The sequence below is a fragment of the Streptomyces sp. XY431 genome (assembly GCF_001279805.1).
GTDB lineage: Bacteria > Actinomycetota > Actinomycetes > Streptomycetales > Streptomycetaceae > Kitasatospora > Kitasatospora purpeofusca.
This window is the reverse complement of record NZ_LGDO01000093.1, coordinates 67,137-81,662: the sequence shown is the minus strand read 5'-3', so window position 1 is coordinate 81,662 and position 14,526 is coordinate 67,137. Positions and strand designations below refer to the sequence as shown.

11 protein-coding genes are annotated in these 14,526 nt (G+C 75.5%); 6 read left to right on the top strand and 5 right to left on the bottom strand.

The genetic code is table 11. The features are described from left to right. Positions 1 to 207 precede the first annotated feature (207 nt). Positions 208 to 831 (top strand): TetR family transcriptional regulator, encoded by a 624-nt coding sequence (locus ADK60_RS12875; protein WP_053645739.1) that lies wholly within the window; start codon positions 208 to 210, stop codon positions 829 to 831. A 151-nt stretch (positions 832 to 982) separates the two neighbouring features. Continuing rightward, positions 983 to 2,149 carry an IS701 family transposase gene (locus ADK60_RS12870; protein WP_053645737.1) on the top strand — a complete coding sequence of 389 codons (1,167 nt, stop codon included), beginning with the start codon at positions 983 to 985 and terminating at the stop codon, positions 2,147 to 2,149. 37 nt (positions 2,150 to 2,186) lie between these two features. Here ADK60_RS12870 and ADK60_RS12865 read toward each other — a convergent pair whose 3' ends face one another. Further along, positions 2,187 to 3,413: a serine hydrolase domain-containing protein gene (locus ADK60_RS12865; RefSeq protein ID WP_053645736.1), complete on the bottom strand. Its 1,227-nt coding sequence runs from the start codon at positions 3,411 to 3,413 to the stop codon at positions 2,187 to 2,189. 193 nt (positions 3,414 to 3,606) lie between these two features. Then, on the bottom strand, positions 3,607 to 6,351 hold the full coding sequence (locus ADK60_RS12860; protein ID WP_053645734.1) for a helix-turn-helix transcriptional regulator: 2,745 nt from the start codon (positions 6,349 to 6,351) through the stop codon (positions 3,607 to 3,609). A 182-nt stretch (positions 6,352 to 6,533) separates the two neighbouring features. Here ADK60_RS12860 and ADK60_RS12855 point away from each other — a divergent pair, with 182 nt between their 5' ends. The 4 genes from ADK60_RS12855 to ADK60_RS44735 all read left to right on the top strand — a co-directional run bounded on the left by ADK60_RS12855 (position 6,534) and on the right by ADK60_RS44735 (position 11,216). Further along, positions 6,534 to 6,911 carry a nuclear transport factor 2 family protein gene (locus ADK60_RS12855; protein WP_045941957.1) on the top strand — a complete coding sequence of 126 codons (378 nt, stop codon included), beginning with the start codon at positions 6,534 to 6,536 and terminating at the stop codon, positions 6,909 to 6,911. Between the two features lie 192 nt (positions 6,912 to 7,103). Further along, on the top strand, positions 7,104 to 8,543 hold the full coding sequence (locus ADK60_RS12850) for an MFS transporter (RefSeq protein WP_079008307.1): 1,440 nt from the start codon (positions 7,104 to 7,106) through the stop codon (positions 8,541 to 8,543). A gap of 167 nt (positions 8,544 to 8,710) precedes the next feature. Further along, positions 8,711 to 10,630 carry a S9 family peptidase gene (locus ADK60_RS12845; RefSeq protein WP_053645732.1) on the top strand — a complete coding sequence of 640 codons (1,920 nt, stop codon included), beginning with the start codon at positions 8,711 to 8,713 and terminating at the stop codon, positions 10,628 to 10,630. A 16-nt stretch (positions 10,631 to 10,646) separates the two neighbouring features. Further along, the gene (locus ADK60_RS44735; RefSeq protein WP_159400413.1) at positions 10,647 to 11,216 is read left to right on the top strand and encodes a hypothetical protein; all 570 of its coding nucleotides are present in this window, start codon (positions 10,647 to 10,649) and stop codon (positions 11,214 to 11,216) included. 42 nt (positions 11,217 to 11,258) lie between these two features. Here ADK60_RS44735 and ADK60_RS12835 read toward each other — a convergent pair whose 3' ends face one another. The 3 genes from ADK60_RS12835 to ADK60_RS12825 all read right to left on the bottom strand — a co-directional run bounded on the left by ADK60_RS12835 (position 11,259) and on the right by ADK60_RS12825 (position 14,440). Beyond that, positions 11,259 to 12,059 (bottom strand): SURF1 family protein, encoded by an 801-nt coding sequence (locus ADK60_RS12835; RefSeq protein WP_045941960.1) that lies wholly within the window; start codon positions 12,057 to 12,059, stop codon positions 11,259 to 11,261. A 184-nt stretch (positions 12,060 to 12,243) separates the two neighbouring features. Next, entirely contained in the window at positions 12,244 to 13,902 is a 1,659-nt protein-coding gene (locus tag ADK60_RS12830) for a hypothetical protein (protein ID WP_159400412.1), read from the bottom strand. Then, positions 13,895 to 14,440: a SigE family RNA polymerase sigma factor gene (locus tag ADK60_RS12825; RefSeq protein WP_045941962.1), complete on the bottom strand. Its 546-nt coding sequence runs from the start codon at positions 14,438 to 14,440 to the stop codon at positions 13,895 to 13,897. Before ADK60_RS12825 ends, ADK60_RS12830 begins: the two co-directional genes overlap by 8 nt. Positions 14,441 to 14,526 lie beyond the last annotated feature (86 nt).

The window sequence follows — 14,526 nt, the reverse complement described above, 5'->3', positions numbered from 1 at the left end:
GTCTGGTGGGGGTGGGGGCGGGAATCCTTCGGTTGGCGGGCGCGTGGGGGGTGGGTCGGCGTAGCGTCGGAGTGTCATCGTTCCGGTACGCACCGGCACGTCCCGATCGCCCGAAGGGGGCGTCTCCACCATGTGGTTGGGCCACTTGCATTCCCCGGTCGTCGCGGCGGCGCGGCCCCGTACTTCCCGTCGTCCCGGTGGCGCGTGGTGAGGCAGGAGCGTGCTCGGCAGACCCGGCGCGCTCTTCTGCAGGCTGCGGCAACGGAGTTCGACCTGCACGGGTACGAGGGGACCTCGCTGGCCCGGATCAGTCGGACCGCCGGGGTCACCCTGGGGGCGCTCACCTTTCATTTCCCGTCCAAGGCCGCGCTGGCGGACGCCGTCCGCTCGGAGGGTGCCGCCCTCACCGGTGCCGCGGTGCCGGAGGCGTCCGGTGGCGGTCGCCGACTCGACCCGGGCGTAGGTGGATTGATCGACCTGCTCGCCCGGCTGCTGGACGAGGAGCCGAGCGTGCGGGCAGCCGCTCGGCTCAGTTGGGAGCAGCCGGAATCGGCGGGCAACTGGCACGCGGCCTGGGGGCCCGAACTGCGCGACCGGCTGGCCCGTGAACGGTCCGCCGGGCCCGCGGGCACGGCGCCGGTCCTGGACGAGGTCGATCTGGAGACGCTGGCGCAGTGCCTGGTGGCCGGCTCGGCGGCGCTGCGGCGGGGGATCGCCCCTCTGGGCGGCGCCGGCCCGGCCGCTCCGGAGGAGGTCCGGCGGCGGCTCCGGCGGCTCTGGCGGCACGCGACGGCAACGGAGCTCAACCTGCCTTCCGCGCCGAACATTTGACCGTGTCCGTGGCGCGACCGTCGGCCACCGGGATACCGGAATTCGCCAAAGCGGTTCCGGGGCCCGGAGGGAAGTCGGAACAAAGCGATCGTTCACTATCCTCCCGAGGACGGCACCTCACGGCACCACACCACCCCGGGGAGCTCATCACATGGACGCGCAACCCCTCTCACCGGTCGGCGAAGCCGCCGTCTCCCGGTTCGCCGAGCAGGTCTTCGCCCACCTGGGCCGGACCGACCAGCGTCGCTGGGCCCGGGCCTATCTGCAGGGACTGCTCTCGGCGCCCGGCCGCAAGTCCCTGGCCAACATGGCCGCCAGCCTGGCCACCGGGCCGGCGGCGGCCACCGTCTCGCTCTCGCTCCAGCAGTTCATCAACGGCAGCCCCTGGGACTGGCGTCCGGCCCGCCGGGTGCTCGCCGACCTCGCCGCGGGCCCCCGACCGGTACGCGCCTGGACCGCCGCGCTCGCGGTCGTCCCCAAGCGCGGCGACCAAGTGGTGGGCGTCCACCGGCGGTTCGACCCGGCGAGCGGACGGACCGTCAAATGCCAGGCGGCGTGCGGCCTCTTCGTCGCCACCGACCGGGACGCCGTCCCGGTGGACTGGTCGCTGCTGCTCGACTCGAGCTGGACGGACGACCCGCAGCGGCGCACCCGGGCCCGGATCCCCGGCGACGTTGCCCCGCACCCGGTGGGCGACCTGCTGGTCGGGATGGTGGACCGGCTCGCCGCCCACCACCCGGTGGCACCGCTGGTCGCCGGCCTCGACGCGGCGGACGACCCGATCCGGCTGGCCGCCGCGCTCGCCCGCCGCTCCGTCCCGTACCTGCTGGAGGTCCGCGGCGGCCAGGCCGTCCGGCCCGTGCTCCAGGCCACCACGGGTCGGCACGGGCGGGTGCAGCAGGGCGCCGTGCCCGCCGAATCGCTGTTCCCCCGGTGGCGGTCGCGGACGGCGGCGGGCACGGTGACGGTGCTGCGCGGCACCCCCGTTCTGCCGCCGGGCCCGGCGACCGCACCGGCCTCGGTGTCGTCGGCGGCGCCGGTGCACCGGCTGTGGGCACGGTGCGACGGCGACGGCGGGCCGCGGCGGTACTGGCTGACCGACCTGGCCGAGGACGCCCCGGGCGTGCTCGCCCTGCTGGACGCCGCCTCGGCCACCCGGAGCACCGTGGACCGGCTCGGTTCGGACTTCGGCCTGCTGGACTTCTCCGGCCGCTCGTACACCGGCTGGCACCACCACATGACGCTGGTCTCGGCCGCGTACGCGCTCGGCCGGGACCTGGCCGTCCGGGTCGGGGGCACCCTCCGGCACTCCGCCTAGCCGCCTGGCCGCCTGGCCGCACGGCCGCACGGTCCGGTCAGGCGTCGACGGCCTGGTAGACCGTGCTCCAGAAGTCGTGGATCAGCCGGGCCGAGTTCGGGACGGTCATCCCGACCTGGGTGAGCACGATGCCGACGAGCCCGTGCTCCGGGTCGGCGTAGGTGGAGGTGCCGCTGCCGCCGTCCCAGCCGAACTGGCCGACGGGGGCGTAGTCGCCGCGATAGGTCCGCACCGCCGAGCCGAGGCCCCAGCCGCCGTGCTGCCCCTGGCCGTACGACAGGTGCACGTTGTCCTTGGCCAGGGTCTCGCGCAGGGCGGTCTGCTCCGGGGTGAGGCGGTTGGTGGTCATCAGCTCGACCGCGGGGCGGGAGAGGATGCGCTCGCCGCCGTGCAGGCCGCCGTTGAGCAGCATCCGGAAGTAGGCGTGGTAGTCGTCGACGGTGGAGACCAGGCCGCCGCCACCGCCGGGGAACGCCGGGGGCTTGCTCCAGCGGCCGTCCGCCGACTCGTCCCAGACGTGGAACTCGCCGCTCTGCGGGTCGGGGGCGTAGAGGGCGGGCAGCCGGTCGATCTTCTCGGCGGGCACGTGGAAGCCGGTGTCCGCCATCCCCAGCGGACCGAAGACCCGCTCCTGGAGGAAGCTCTCGAACGACTGGCCGGTGACCCGGGCGACGAGCACGCCGACCAGGTCGCTGGCGATGTGGTACTGCCAGCGCTCACCGGGCTGGTGCATCAGCGGGAGCGTGCCGAGGCGGCGCAGCCACTCGTCCGGCTCCGGCATCGGCTCCGGCAGGTCGGGCGTGAGGCCGTTCTCGATGATCGCGCCCATGATCGGGCTGCCCAGCGCCGTGATGTCCATGCCGAGGCCGAAGGTGGAGGTCAGCACGTCCCGGACGGTGATCGGCCGTCGGGCCGGCACGGTGTCGTCGAGCGGGCCGTCGATCCGCTTGAGGACGCGGCGGTCGGCGAGCTCCGGCAGCCAGGTCTGCACGAGGTCGTCCAGCCGCAGCCGGCACTCGTCGAGCAGGACCGCGGCGGCGGCCATGGTGACCGGCTTGGAGGTCGAGGCCATCCGGAAGATCGTGTCCCGGCCCATCGGCGCGCCGCCGTCGTGGCGCATGGTGCCGATGGCCTCGACGTGCGTCCGGTCGCCCCGGCCGATCAGGGCGACGACGCCCGGGACCCGGCCGGACTCGACGTGCCGCGTCAGCACCTCGCGCACCTTGCGCAGGCCCTCGTCGGTGAAACCGTTGCTGCTGGTCATGTTGACCCTCCCCGCCCAGTGGTGTTCGTGAACTTCTGAACGCTCAAGAAGCTACATTGCGTTCACGAGTTCGTCAACGTGAAAGAAGGCACAGAGTCCGTAAATGCTGCGCTGATGGCCATTTGTTGCAATGGATCCGAAGTTGAAATGCAATGCCGGGCCGTACCGCCGTTGCAATGGGATCGGAGTGGGGTCAGGCCCGGAACAACGCCGCCAGCTCCGTCCGCGAGGCGATCCCCAGCTTCGGATAGGCCTTGTAGAGGTGGTGCCCGACGGTCCGCGGGCTGAGGAAGAGCTGCGCGGCGATGTCCCGGTTGGTCAGCCCCCGGGCCGCCAGCCGGGCGATCTGCAACTCCTGCGGGGTGAGCATCGTCAGCGCCCCCTCGGCGGCGGCCGGGGCCGGGGCGGCGGTGCCGGTGGCGGTCAGTTCGGTGCGGGCACGGTCCGCCCAGGGTTCGGCGCCGAGCCGCTCGAAGGTCTCCAGGGCGGCGCCCAGATACGGGCGGGCGTCCGTACGGCGGCGCTCCCGCCGCAGCCACTCGCCGTACAGCAGGGCGGTGCGGGCGCGTTCGAACGGACGATGGGCGCCCTCGTGCAGGTCGAGGGCCGCCCGGTAGGCCGATTCGGCGAGTTCGTCCGGTCCGAGCAGCGCCTGGCAGCGCAGCCGCAGGGCCTCCGCCCAGGGCGTCCCGGCCGCGCCCGCCCAGCGGGCGAAGCGCTCGTACGGCTCGGCCGCCCGTTCCGGTTCGCCCAGCCTGACGGCCGCCTCGACCAGGTCGGGAACCGCCCGGGTGGCGCCGACATGGTGCCGGTACGGCCCGGTGGTGAGCGCGTGCAGCCGGTCGGCGGCCGCCGCCGCGCGGCCCCGGCCGAGGTCCAGCAGGGCGAGCGCCCAGTGCGCCCACGGCTCCCCGGCGGCGGGCGCGGCCGAACCGGGGACCAGCGCCGCCGCAGCCAGCTCCGCGCACCGCTCGTCCGCCCCCGCGAAGGCCGCCAAACAGGCCAGCAGCGAGGCGAGTTGGCTGGTCCACTGGGCCTGGCCGGTGTCCCGGGCGAGCGCCAGGCCCTCAGTCGCGGTCACCTCGGCGTCGCGGTGCCGGCCGTGGAACAGTTCGGCCTCGGCGAGGAAGAACTGCAGCGTCGGCAGCACCCCGACCGTCCCCTTGGCCCGGGCCTCGGCCGTGAGTTCGGCGGCCAGCTCCAGCGTCTCGTGGTCCCGCCCGAGGACGAGGGTCGCGCCGCACAGCTGCACCAGGTCGACCGGGCTCTCCGCCCCGGCCTTCCGGGCCGCCGCCGCGGTGGCGCGGACGTCGGGCAGGGGGTCGGCGGGACGCCCCAGCGCGGGCAGCACGGCGGCCGGAAGGTGCCGGGCCAGCGGGGCGAGCGGTTCGTCCGCGCCCAGCGGCAGGGCGGCCAGCCGGTCGAGCACGGTGGCCACCGGCTCCTCGCCGACGTACCAGGCGGCGTGAAAGGCCTGGAGCAGCATCCGGGCGGCGTGCGCGGGCTCGATGTCGGTCGCGGCGGCGTCCAGCAGCAGCCGGTACGCGGCCGGGTAGGCGCCGCGCCAGAAGTGCGCGACGGCCCGGACCTGGTCCAGCAACGCGTGCGCGAAGATGCTGTCGGTGCGCGCCCCGGCCCGGTCGGCGAGCGCCTCGGCCAGCTCCAACTTCCCTTCCTCGGTGGCGGCTTCGGCGGCCAGCACCAGGCGCCGGGTGGCCCCGTCGCGGTCCGGGGTGAGCCCGGCTGCGCGCTCGTACGCGGCGGCCGCGCCGCCGTGGGCGCCCCGGGCCTCGGCCCTGGCGGCGGTCCGCTCCAGCGCGTCGGCGAGTCCGGCGTCGGGCGCGGTGGCGGCGAGCGCGAGGTGCCAGGTCCGCCGGTCGCCCTCCTCCAGCGCCTCGCCGAGCGCCCGGTGGGCGGCCAACCGCTGTTGGAGTGGGGCCCGTTGGATGACGGCCGCGCGCAGCAGCGGGTGCCGGAAGGCGAGCCGGCGGTCGGCGCCGACGGTGACCAGTCCGACCCGTTCGGCGGGCTCCAGCGCGTCGGCGCCCGCCCCGAGCGCCGCGGCGGCGGCCAGGACGATGTCCAGCTCGCCGTTCTCCTCGGCCGCGGCGACCAGCAGCAGGGTCTGGGTCGCGGGCGGCAGACCGGTGACCTGGCCGTGGAAGGCGATCCGGAGCCGACTGCTGAGGGCGAGCCCGCCGGACGCCAAGTCCGCCTCCGTCGAGGGAAGTTCGACGAGTGCCAGCGGATTACCGGCGGCTTCGGCGAGCAGCCGCCGGCGGGCCGGGCCGGTGAGGGCCGCGCCCGTACGGTCGTCGAGCAGGCGGACGGCGTCGGGTTCGGCCAGGCCGGTGAGCCGCAGCTCGGGGAGGCCGGCCAGTGGCCCGAGGTCCGCCCCGGCACCGCCGCCCGCCCCGCCGACGTCCGCCCCGGCCCCGGTGTCCCGGGCGGCGAGCAGCAGGGCGACGCCCTCGGCCTGGAGCCGGCGCGCCGCGATCAGCAGGGCGTCCAGCGAGGAGCGGTCGAGCCACTGCACATCGTCGACCACGCACAACAGCGGTTGCTCGGAGGCGAGTTCGGCGAGCAACCCGAGCGTGGCCAGCCCGGCGAGCAGTCGGTCGGCACCGCCGGCCGCCTCGCCGAGCCCGAACGCGCCCTCCAGCGACCGCCGTTGCGGCCCGGGCAGGGCGTCCAGCCGGTCCAGGCCGGATGCCAGCAACAGACTCAGCCCGGCGAAGGGGAGTTCGGCCTCGTACTCGACGCCGGTCGCCCGGACCACCCGGAACCCGTCACCGGCCGCCGCCACCGCGTACTCCAGCACGGCCGTCTTGCCGATCCCCGGCTCGCCACGCAGCAGCAGGACACCACTGCGACCGCCGCGCGCCCCGTCGAGCAGCGCGTCGACAGCGGCCCGCTCCTGTTCCCGCCCGTACAGCACCCCGGTCTCCTCCCCCGCCGACCCCCGTGTCCGGCGGGTTCGACCCTACTGGCGCCCGGCTCGGTACCCCCTACCTATCCGTGACTGATTCGCCCGCCGCCCGCCGTCCGTAAGTTTTCGACCAGCGGGAAACGGCCCGCCGACCACCGCCCCAACCACCGCACCGGACAAGGGAGAAGACCATGACCGCCAACCTGCCCACCGACCTCGGACAGCTCGCCGCCCGCTACCTCGCCGCGTGGAACGAGACCGACCCGGCCGCCCGCCGGAAGCTGATCGACGAGGCGTGGGCCGAGGACGGCCGCTACACCGACCCGCTGGCCGCCGTCACCGGGCGCGAGGGCGTCGATGCGCTGATCGGCGCTGCGCAGGGGCAGTTCCCCGGCCTGGTGTTCACCCTCGGCCCGGTCGACGCCCACCACGACATCGCCCGTTTCACGTGGAACCTCGGCCCGGCCGGGGAGGAGCCGCTGGTCATCGGCTTCGACGTGCTGGTCGCCGACGCGGAGGGCCGGATCGCCTCGGTGTACGGCTTCCTCGACCGCGTCCCCGGCGCCTGAGTCGTCCCCCGCCCCTGAGCCGTCCCCGGCGCCTGAGCCGTCGGCGTCCTCCGACTGCCGGCAGTACCTCCGGGGCGGGCGACACCTGCGCCCGCCCCGGCCTCGGCCCCGGCCCTGGTCCCAACCCCGGCCCGGAACGCTCGCCCCCGTCCCGCCGCACGCACTCCCGCCACGCACCCACCGGAGCAGACCTTGTCCAGCACCCTGACCGCCCGGCGCACCACCCGGACCACCGCCCCGACCGCTACCTCGACCACCGGCGCCCCCGCCCCGCGCGGCCTGCTGCCGATCCTGCTGACCGCGACCTTCATGACCGCCCTCGACGTCTTCGTCGTCAACGTCGCCATCCCCTCCCTCCAGACCGACCTGAGAGCCGGCCCCGCCGCCGTCCAATGGGTGGTCGCCGGATTCGGCCTCGCCCTCGCCGTCGGACTGATCACGGCCGGCCGGCTCGGCGACCGGTACGGCCGCCGCCGGATGTTCGGCCTCGGTCTGGCCCTGTTCACCCTGGCCTCGGCCGCCTGCGGCCTGGCCCCGACGGCGGGCACCCTGGTCGGCGCCCGGGTCGCCCAGGGGCTGGCGGCCGCGCTGATGGGCCCGCAGGTGCTGGCGATCCTGCGGACCGCGTACAGCGGCGCGGCGCAGGCCAGGGCGTTCGCGATGTACGGGCTGACGATGGGGCTCGGAGCAGTGTTCGGCCAGCTGATCGGCGGTGTGCTGATCCGCGCCGACCTGTTCGGCCTGGACTGGCGCAGCTGCTTCCTGCTCAACCTGCCGGTCGGCCTGGCCGCCCTGGCCCTGGTGCGGCGCTGCCTGCCCGAGTCGCGCGCCCCGCACCGGCCGGGTCTCGACCCGGTGGGCGTCGTGCTGGTCACCCTCGCCCTGACCGGCCTGGTGCTGCCGCTGATCCAGGGCCGCGAGAGCGGCTGGCCGCTCTGGACCGGGCTCTGCCTGGGCGGCGCGGCGGCGCTGCTCGTGGTCCTCACCGTCCACCAGCACCGGCGCGGGCGGTCGGGCGGCTCGCCGCTGGTCGACACCCGGCTGTTCCGGGACCGCGCGTTCACCACCGGTCTGCTCGCCCAGCTGGCCTTCTGGCTCGGCCAGGCCTCGTTCTTCCTGGTGCTCGCCCTCTACCTGCAGCCGGGCCTCGGTCTGGACGCGCTCGGGGCGGGCCTGGTTTTCACCGCGATCGGCCTCGGCTACCTGCTGACCTCCACCACCGCGCACCGGGTGGCCGCCCGGCTCGGCCGACAGGCGATCGCGCTGGGCGGGCTGCTGATGGCCGCCGGTCTGGGTCTGCTCGGGCTGGCCGTGCACCTGGCGGGCACCACCGGCAGCGTCTGGTGGCTGGCACCGGGCCTGTTCGTGGACGGGCTCGGGATGGGGCTGGTGATCGCCCCGGTGACCTCGCTGGTACTGGCCGGCGTCGAACCCCGGCTGGCCGGCTCGGCCGCGGGTCTGGTGGCCACCGTCCAGCAGGTCGCGGGGGCGCTCGGGGTCGCGCTGATCGGCATCCTCTACTACGGCGCCGCCGACCCGGCCACCGCCTTCGGGCGCAGCCTGGGGGCGCTGGCGGTCCTGGAGCTGCTGCTGGCGGGCCTGGTCCAGCTGCTGCCCCGCCGGACGGGGTGAGCGGACCGGGGAAGGACCGGAACCATCGGAACGACCTGCAGGATCCGCAGGACCCGCAGGAGCGCGAGGCGGGAAGGAACGGACGTGGGGAGGGCCGCACCGGCCCTCCCCACCCCCGTTTCCCCGTCCCGTTCCGTTTCCTCGCCCCGATCTGGTTGGGTGGGTGGATGAGCGAGGAGAAGAGCGCCGTACCGGCGTGGGAGCAGCGGTTCAGGGCGGCACGGGTCTCCCTGCCGGACTGGGCCGAGGACGCCCCCGACCGGGCGCTGTACGTGTCCAACTCCAGCGGCACCTACGAGGTCTACGCCTGGGACCGCGCCACCGACACCCACCGGCGGGCCACCGACCGCCCGAACGGCACCACCGATGCCGAGCTGTCCCCCGACGGCGAGTGGATCTGGTGGTTCGACGACAGCGACGGCGACGAGTACGGCGTCTGGCGCCGCCAGCCGTTCGCCGGCCGTCCCGAGGGCGCCACCGGTCCGGACGAGGAGGCCGTCCCCGGTCTGGCCCCGTCCTACGATGCGGGTCTCGCCCTGGGCCGGGACGGCACCGTGGTGGTCGGCCGGTCCACCGACGAGAACGGCACCACCCTGCACCTGCGCCGCCCGGGCGCGACCGAGGCGGTCGAGATCTACCGGCACGCCGAGTACGGCGGCGTCGGCGACCTGAGCCACGACGGCACCCTGCTGGCCATCGACCACACCGAGCACGGTGACGCCATGCACGGCGCGATCCGGGTCGTCCGCCTCTCCGGCGACGAAGCCGCCGCCGGTGACACCACCGCCCCCGGCGACGCCGCCGCCGTCCCCACCGTCGCCGAGCTGGACGAGGTCACCGGCCAGGAGCACCCGCGCGGGGTCGCCTGCCTGGGCTTCGCGCCCGTCGACGGCGACACCCGGCTGCTGGTCGCCCATCAGCGCACCGGCCGCTGGGAGCCGATGATCTGGGATGTCGCGACCGGCAAGGAGACCGCCCTGGCGCTCCGCGACGAGCAGGGCCGCGAACTCCCCGGCGACCTCTCCGCCCAGTGGCGCCCCGGCGCCCGCTCGCTGCTGATCGAGCACGAGTACGAGGCGCGCAGCGAGCTGTTCTCCTACTCCCTGGACGACGGTGTGCTCACCCGGCTGGACACCCCGCGCGGCACGGTCGGCGGCGCCACCCCCCGCCCCGACGGCACGGTGGAGTTCCTCTGGTCCTCCGCCGCCGACCCGTCCGCCGTCCGCTCCACCGCCGGCACGGTAGTGCTGCGCGCGCCCGGTGCCGTCCCGCCCGGCTCGGTGCCGGTCGAGGACGTCTGGGTGGACGGACCGGGCGGCCGGGTGCACGCGCTGGTCCAGCGGCCGGCCGGGGCGGGCGAGGGCCCGTTCCCGACCGTGTTCGAGATCCACGGCGGCCCGACCCACCACGACAGCGACTCCTTCGCCGCCGGGCCCGCCGCCTGGCTGGACCACGGCTTCGCGGTGGTCCGGGTCAACTACCGCGGCTCGACCGGCTACGGCCAGGCCTGGACGGACGCGCTGCGCGAGCGGGTCGGCCTGATCGAGCTGGAGGACATCGCGGCCGTGCGCGGCTGGGCGGTGGAGAGCGGGCTGGCCGACCCGGACCGGCTGGTGCTGGCCGGCGGCTCCTGGGGCGGCTATCTCACGCTGCTCGGGCTCGGCGTGCAGCCCGAGCTGTGGAGCCTCGGTGTCGCCGCCGTTCCCGTCGCGGACTACCTGACCGCGTACGACGACGAGATGGAGGCGCTGAAGGCGATCGACCGCACGCTCTTCGGCGGCACGCCCGAGGAGGTGCCCGAGCGCTGGACCGCCTCCTCCCCGCTGACGTACATCGACCGGGTCGCGGTGCCGGTCTACATCAGTGCCGGGGTCAACGACCCGCGCTGCCCGATCAAGCAGATCGACAACTACGTCGAGGGGCTGGAGCGGCTCGGCAAGCCGCACGAGGTGTACCGGTACGACGCCGGGCACGGCTCGCTGGTCGTGGACGAGCGGATCAAGCAGTTGCGGTTGGAGATCGACTTCGTCCGCCGGCACCTCGGCGGCCTGCCGGTCGGCGAGAATCGGGCGGACACCGAGAAGTAGCGAACGGGGGACACGGGTGAGACGCCTGCTGACGATCCTGGGGGCGGGGGTGGCCGGGGCACTGGTGCTCACCGGCTGCTCGGGGCAGGACGACGGTGACGGCGGCGGGAGCGCGGCCTGTCCGCCGTCCGTCTCGCCGTCCTCCGCCGCGCCGTCGTCCTCGCCCTCGTCGTCCCCGCCGTCCGCCGGCGCTCCGCCGACGGCCACCTCGACGGTGGTGAAGGCCGCCTTCCGCACGGCGGTGGCCGGGGGCGGGGAGGAGGGCGGTGTGGTGCTGCTCGCCAAGTCGGGCTCGAAGGGGTCGAAGAGCTCCAAGAGCTCGAAGAGCGGCCGCACGACGCGTCACCACACCGACCGGTACGACTCGGACGACGACTCCAACGGCAGCGGCAACAACAACGGCCGCCGGTGCGACAACCCGCCGCCGACCGCCTCGCCGTCACCGAGCGCCTCGCCGACACCGTCGGGCACGGCGCCGACACCGATGCCGTCGGGCACGGCACCGTCGCCGGTACTGCCGTCCAAGTCGGCGGCCCCGGCCGTTCCGGCGAAGCCGGCCGTGCCACCGGTGAAGCCGACCCGCTGACGCGACGGCGGCGCCCCCGGCACCGGGGACGCCGCCGACCGGTCAGTCCAGGACCGGGTCCAGCCCGAGGGCCCGGTCCTGCTCGGCCTCCGCCTCGCGGCGCAGCAGCCGGAACCACATGAACACCACGAAACCGCCGAAGACGAACCACTCCAGCGTGTAGCCGAGGTTCTGGAACGCCCGCAGGGAGAGGCCGTCACCGCCCTGCGGCTGGACGGTCGGCACCGGGGTGAGCCCGTCCGGCGCGACGTCGGCGGACACCCAGCCGTCGTACCAGCCGTCGAGGGCGAGCTTGTTGAGGAGGGCGGCACGGTTGATGGTGCCGAGCTGCCCCGCCGGGAGGCCGCCGGCCACGGCGCCGCTGCTGCCGCTGGTCTCGCCGGCCTGGAGCCGGCCGCCGAGGGTCACCTCGCCGGTGGGTGCGTCCACCGGAGTCCCGGGCGCGGACGCCCCGGCCGGCGGTGTCCCTGGTGCCCAGCCGCGGACGACCGCGACCGTCCGGCCGTCGGCGGTGCGCAGCGGGGTGAGGACGTAGTAGCCCTGCCGGCCGTCCAGCACCCGGTTGGGGACCAGCAGCTGGTGCTCCGGGTCGAAGGTGCCGGTGACCGTCACGGCGCGGCCGACGGTGTCGGTGGTGACCTGCGGCCGGTCGGCGGCGAGCAGTTCGCCGAGCGGCCGGGGCGCGCCGGCGTCGTTCACGGCCCGGCTGATCTCCTGGTGCGAGGAGACGCGGTCCTCGAACCGGCCGAGCTGCCAGGAGCCGAGCCAGACGCACACCGCCACGGCCGCCACGGCCAGCGCGGTGCCGCTCAGCCAGCGCGGGGTGAGGAGAAACCGGTACACACCCCCACGGTAACCACTCCTCACACTCCGCCCGCCCCCAGGCCCCACCTCGGACCTGAAAGTCGGCCCCGCCGACTTCTCGCGCGCGGCTCCGGCCGGGGGTCCGCCCGGCCGGGCGCTCGCGCCGGTCACCCCGCCGACGGCACCCGACGGACGTCACCCGACGGACGTCACCCCGCCGACGTCACCCGGCCGAGGGTGAGGCGCCGGGTGTCGGGGCCTGGGCGTCCGGCCCGACGACCCGGGGCGAGGTGCGGTAGACCGTGCCCGCGCAGGCATCGGTCAGGACGACCCGGGCGGCGGCCGGATTGCCCGGGGCCGGCGTGTACGCCAGGGTGACGCTCGACGAGGCCCTGCTAGGCCCGGGCGCCGGGGTCGCGGACGGGCTCGGGGTCCCGGTGCTCCCCTTGGTCGTCGAGCCGCTCGGCTGCGGGGCCGTGCTCGGCGACCCGGTGGGACCGACCGCCGGAGCCGCCCCGGTCGCCCCGCTCACCTCGCTCGCCCCGGCGGGAGCACCTGTCGACGTCCCCGGCCCGCCCGGCCGGGCGCCGGTCGCCGCGATGCCGGCGGGACCCGCGCCGGTGCCACCGTCCGAACTCGTACCAGCACCGGACCCGGAACCGGAACCGGAGCCCGAGCCCGAGCCCGAGCCCGTGGTGCTCGGGCCGCCCGCCCCGCCGGGACCGCCGGCCCCCGGCAGCGCACCGCCCCCGCCCGTCCCCGGGCCGCCGGTCACGCCGCCGTCACCCGCCGCGGACCCGGTGGCGCCGCTGCTGGTGGCCCCGCCACCGCCGGTCGCCCCGCCCGCCGTACCGCCGCCGGTCGCACTCGCTCCCCCGGAACCGGCGGAGGCGCTCGGCGAGGTCGTCCCACCGGGGGCGGGACAGCCCGCCGGATCCGGGATCCACGCGATGTCGACCCGGTAGACGGCGCGCGGTGCGAGGACGAGGCCGTCGCTCCCGGCGTCGGTCCCCGTCGCGGGGCCGGCCGAGGGCCCGGGCGCGGGCAGACCGGTGGCCGGGTCGCCGGCGGTGTGGAAGGCGATCCGGATCCTCCCGGCGTCCGCGCCCGTGGTGCCGGTGGTGCCGGTGGCTCCCGTCCTGCCCGTGACCGTGACCGATCCGGGCCCGCCGAGCCGGCAGCTGCGTCCGGAGACATTGGTCATCGTGAAGGAGCCGTAGACCCGACCGTCCGCGTCCGGGGCACCGAGCTGCGCGGTGCCCTGCCCGAGGTCGGCCCGGGTACACAGGGCCAGGACCTGGGTGTCGGCCCCGCCGCCGCCGGTGGTGGCGGGGCTCGGGCCGAAGGTGCCCGGCAGCTGCCCGGTGCTGCTCTCCCCGGCACTCGGCTCGCTGCCGACGCTGCCGGACGGGCTGCCGGGAGCGGTCGAGGTCCCGCTGTCGGAGACCGGCGGCCGGTGGGCGGTGCCGGTGCCTCCGCCGGGGAGGGTGCCGGCGACGCTCGGGGAGACACTGCCGCTCCCCACGCCGGACGATCCGGGGCCGCCGGACAGGCCTAGGTGGTCCGTGGTGTGCAGGGCCGGCAGGAGGAAGGAGGCGACCACGGCCACGGCGGCGGCGCCGGTCCAGGCCCCGCGCCGGGCGGCCCTCCGCCGGGGCACCGCCCGGCGGATGCGCTGGAGTCCACCGGGATCCGGCTGGACCTCGGCGACCGCCCGCAGCATCAACTCCCGGACCAGCCGCTCCTCGTGACCGGCTCTGTTGCCGTCACCCGTCCGACCGCCGTCACCCGTCCGACCACCGTCGTCCATCGGGCCGCCGTCGTCCATCGGGCCACCGTCACCCGTCCGACCGCCGTCACCCATCCGACCGTCCTCAGCCATGCCCGGCCTCCATCTGGACCCTCAGCGCGGCGAGCCCCCGTGAGCCGTACGCCTTCACCGAACCGAGCGAGATGCCGAGGGTCTCGGCGACCTGCGCCTCCGTCATGTCCACGAAGTAGCGCAGCACCAGCACCTCCCGCTGACGGCGTTGCAGACCCCGTAGCGCGACCTTCAACTGGTCCCGCTCCAGCGCATCGTAGGCGCCTTCTTCTGCACTGGCCATGTCAGGCATCGGCTTCGGCAGCAGCCGCAGCCCGAGGATCCTGCGTCGCAGCGTCGACCGGGACAGGTTGACCACGGTCTGCCTCAGATAGGCGAGGGTCTTCTCCGGTTCCCGCACCCGACGCCTGGCCGCGTGCACCCGGATGAAGGCCTCCTGGACCACGTCCTCACAGCTCGACAGATCGTCGAGGAGCAGCGCGGCCAGCCGCAGCAAGGAGCGGTAGTGCGCCTGATAGGTCTCGGTGAGCAGGTCCTCGCTGGTACCGGCAGCGGTACCGGCGCCAGGACCCGCGGCACCGGGTGCAACTGCCGTCATCTGGCTTTCTTCCGGCCTATCCGCAGGCCACTGGACACGCGACGGGAACGTCACCGCGGCTGCCGCCGAGATGCCCGCTCCTGCCC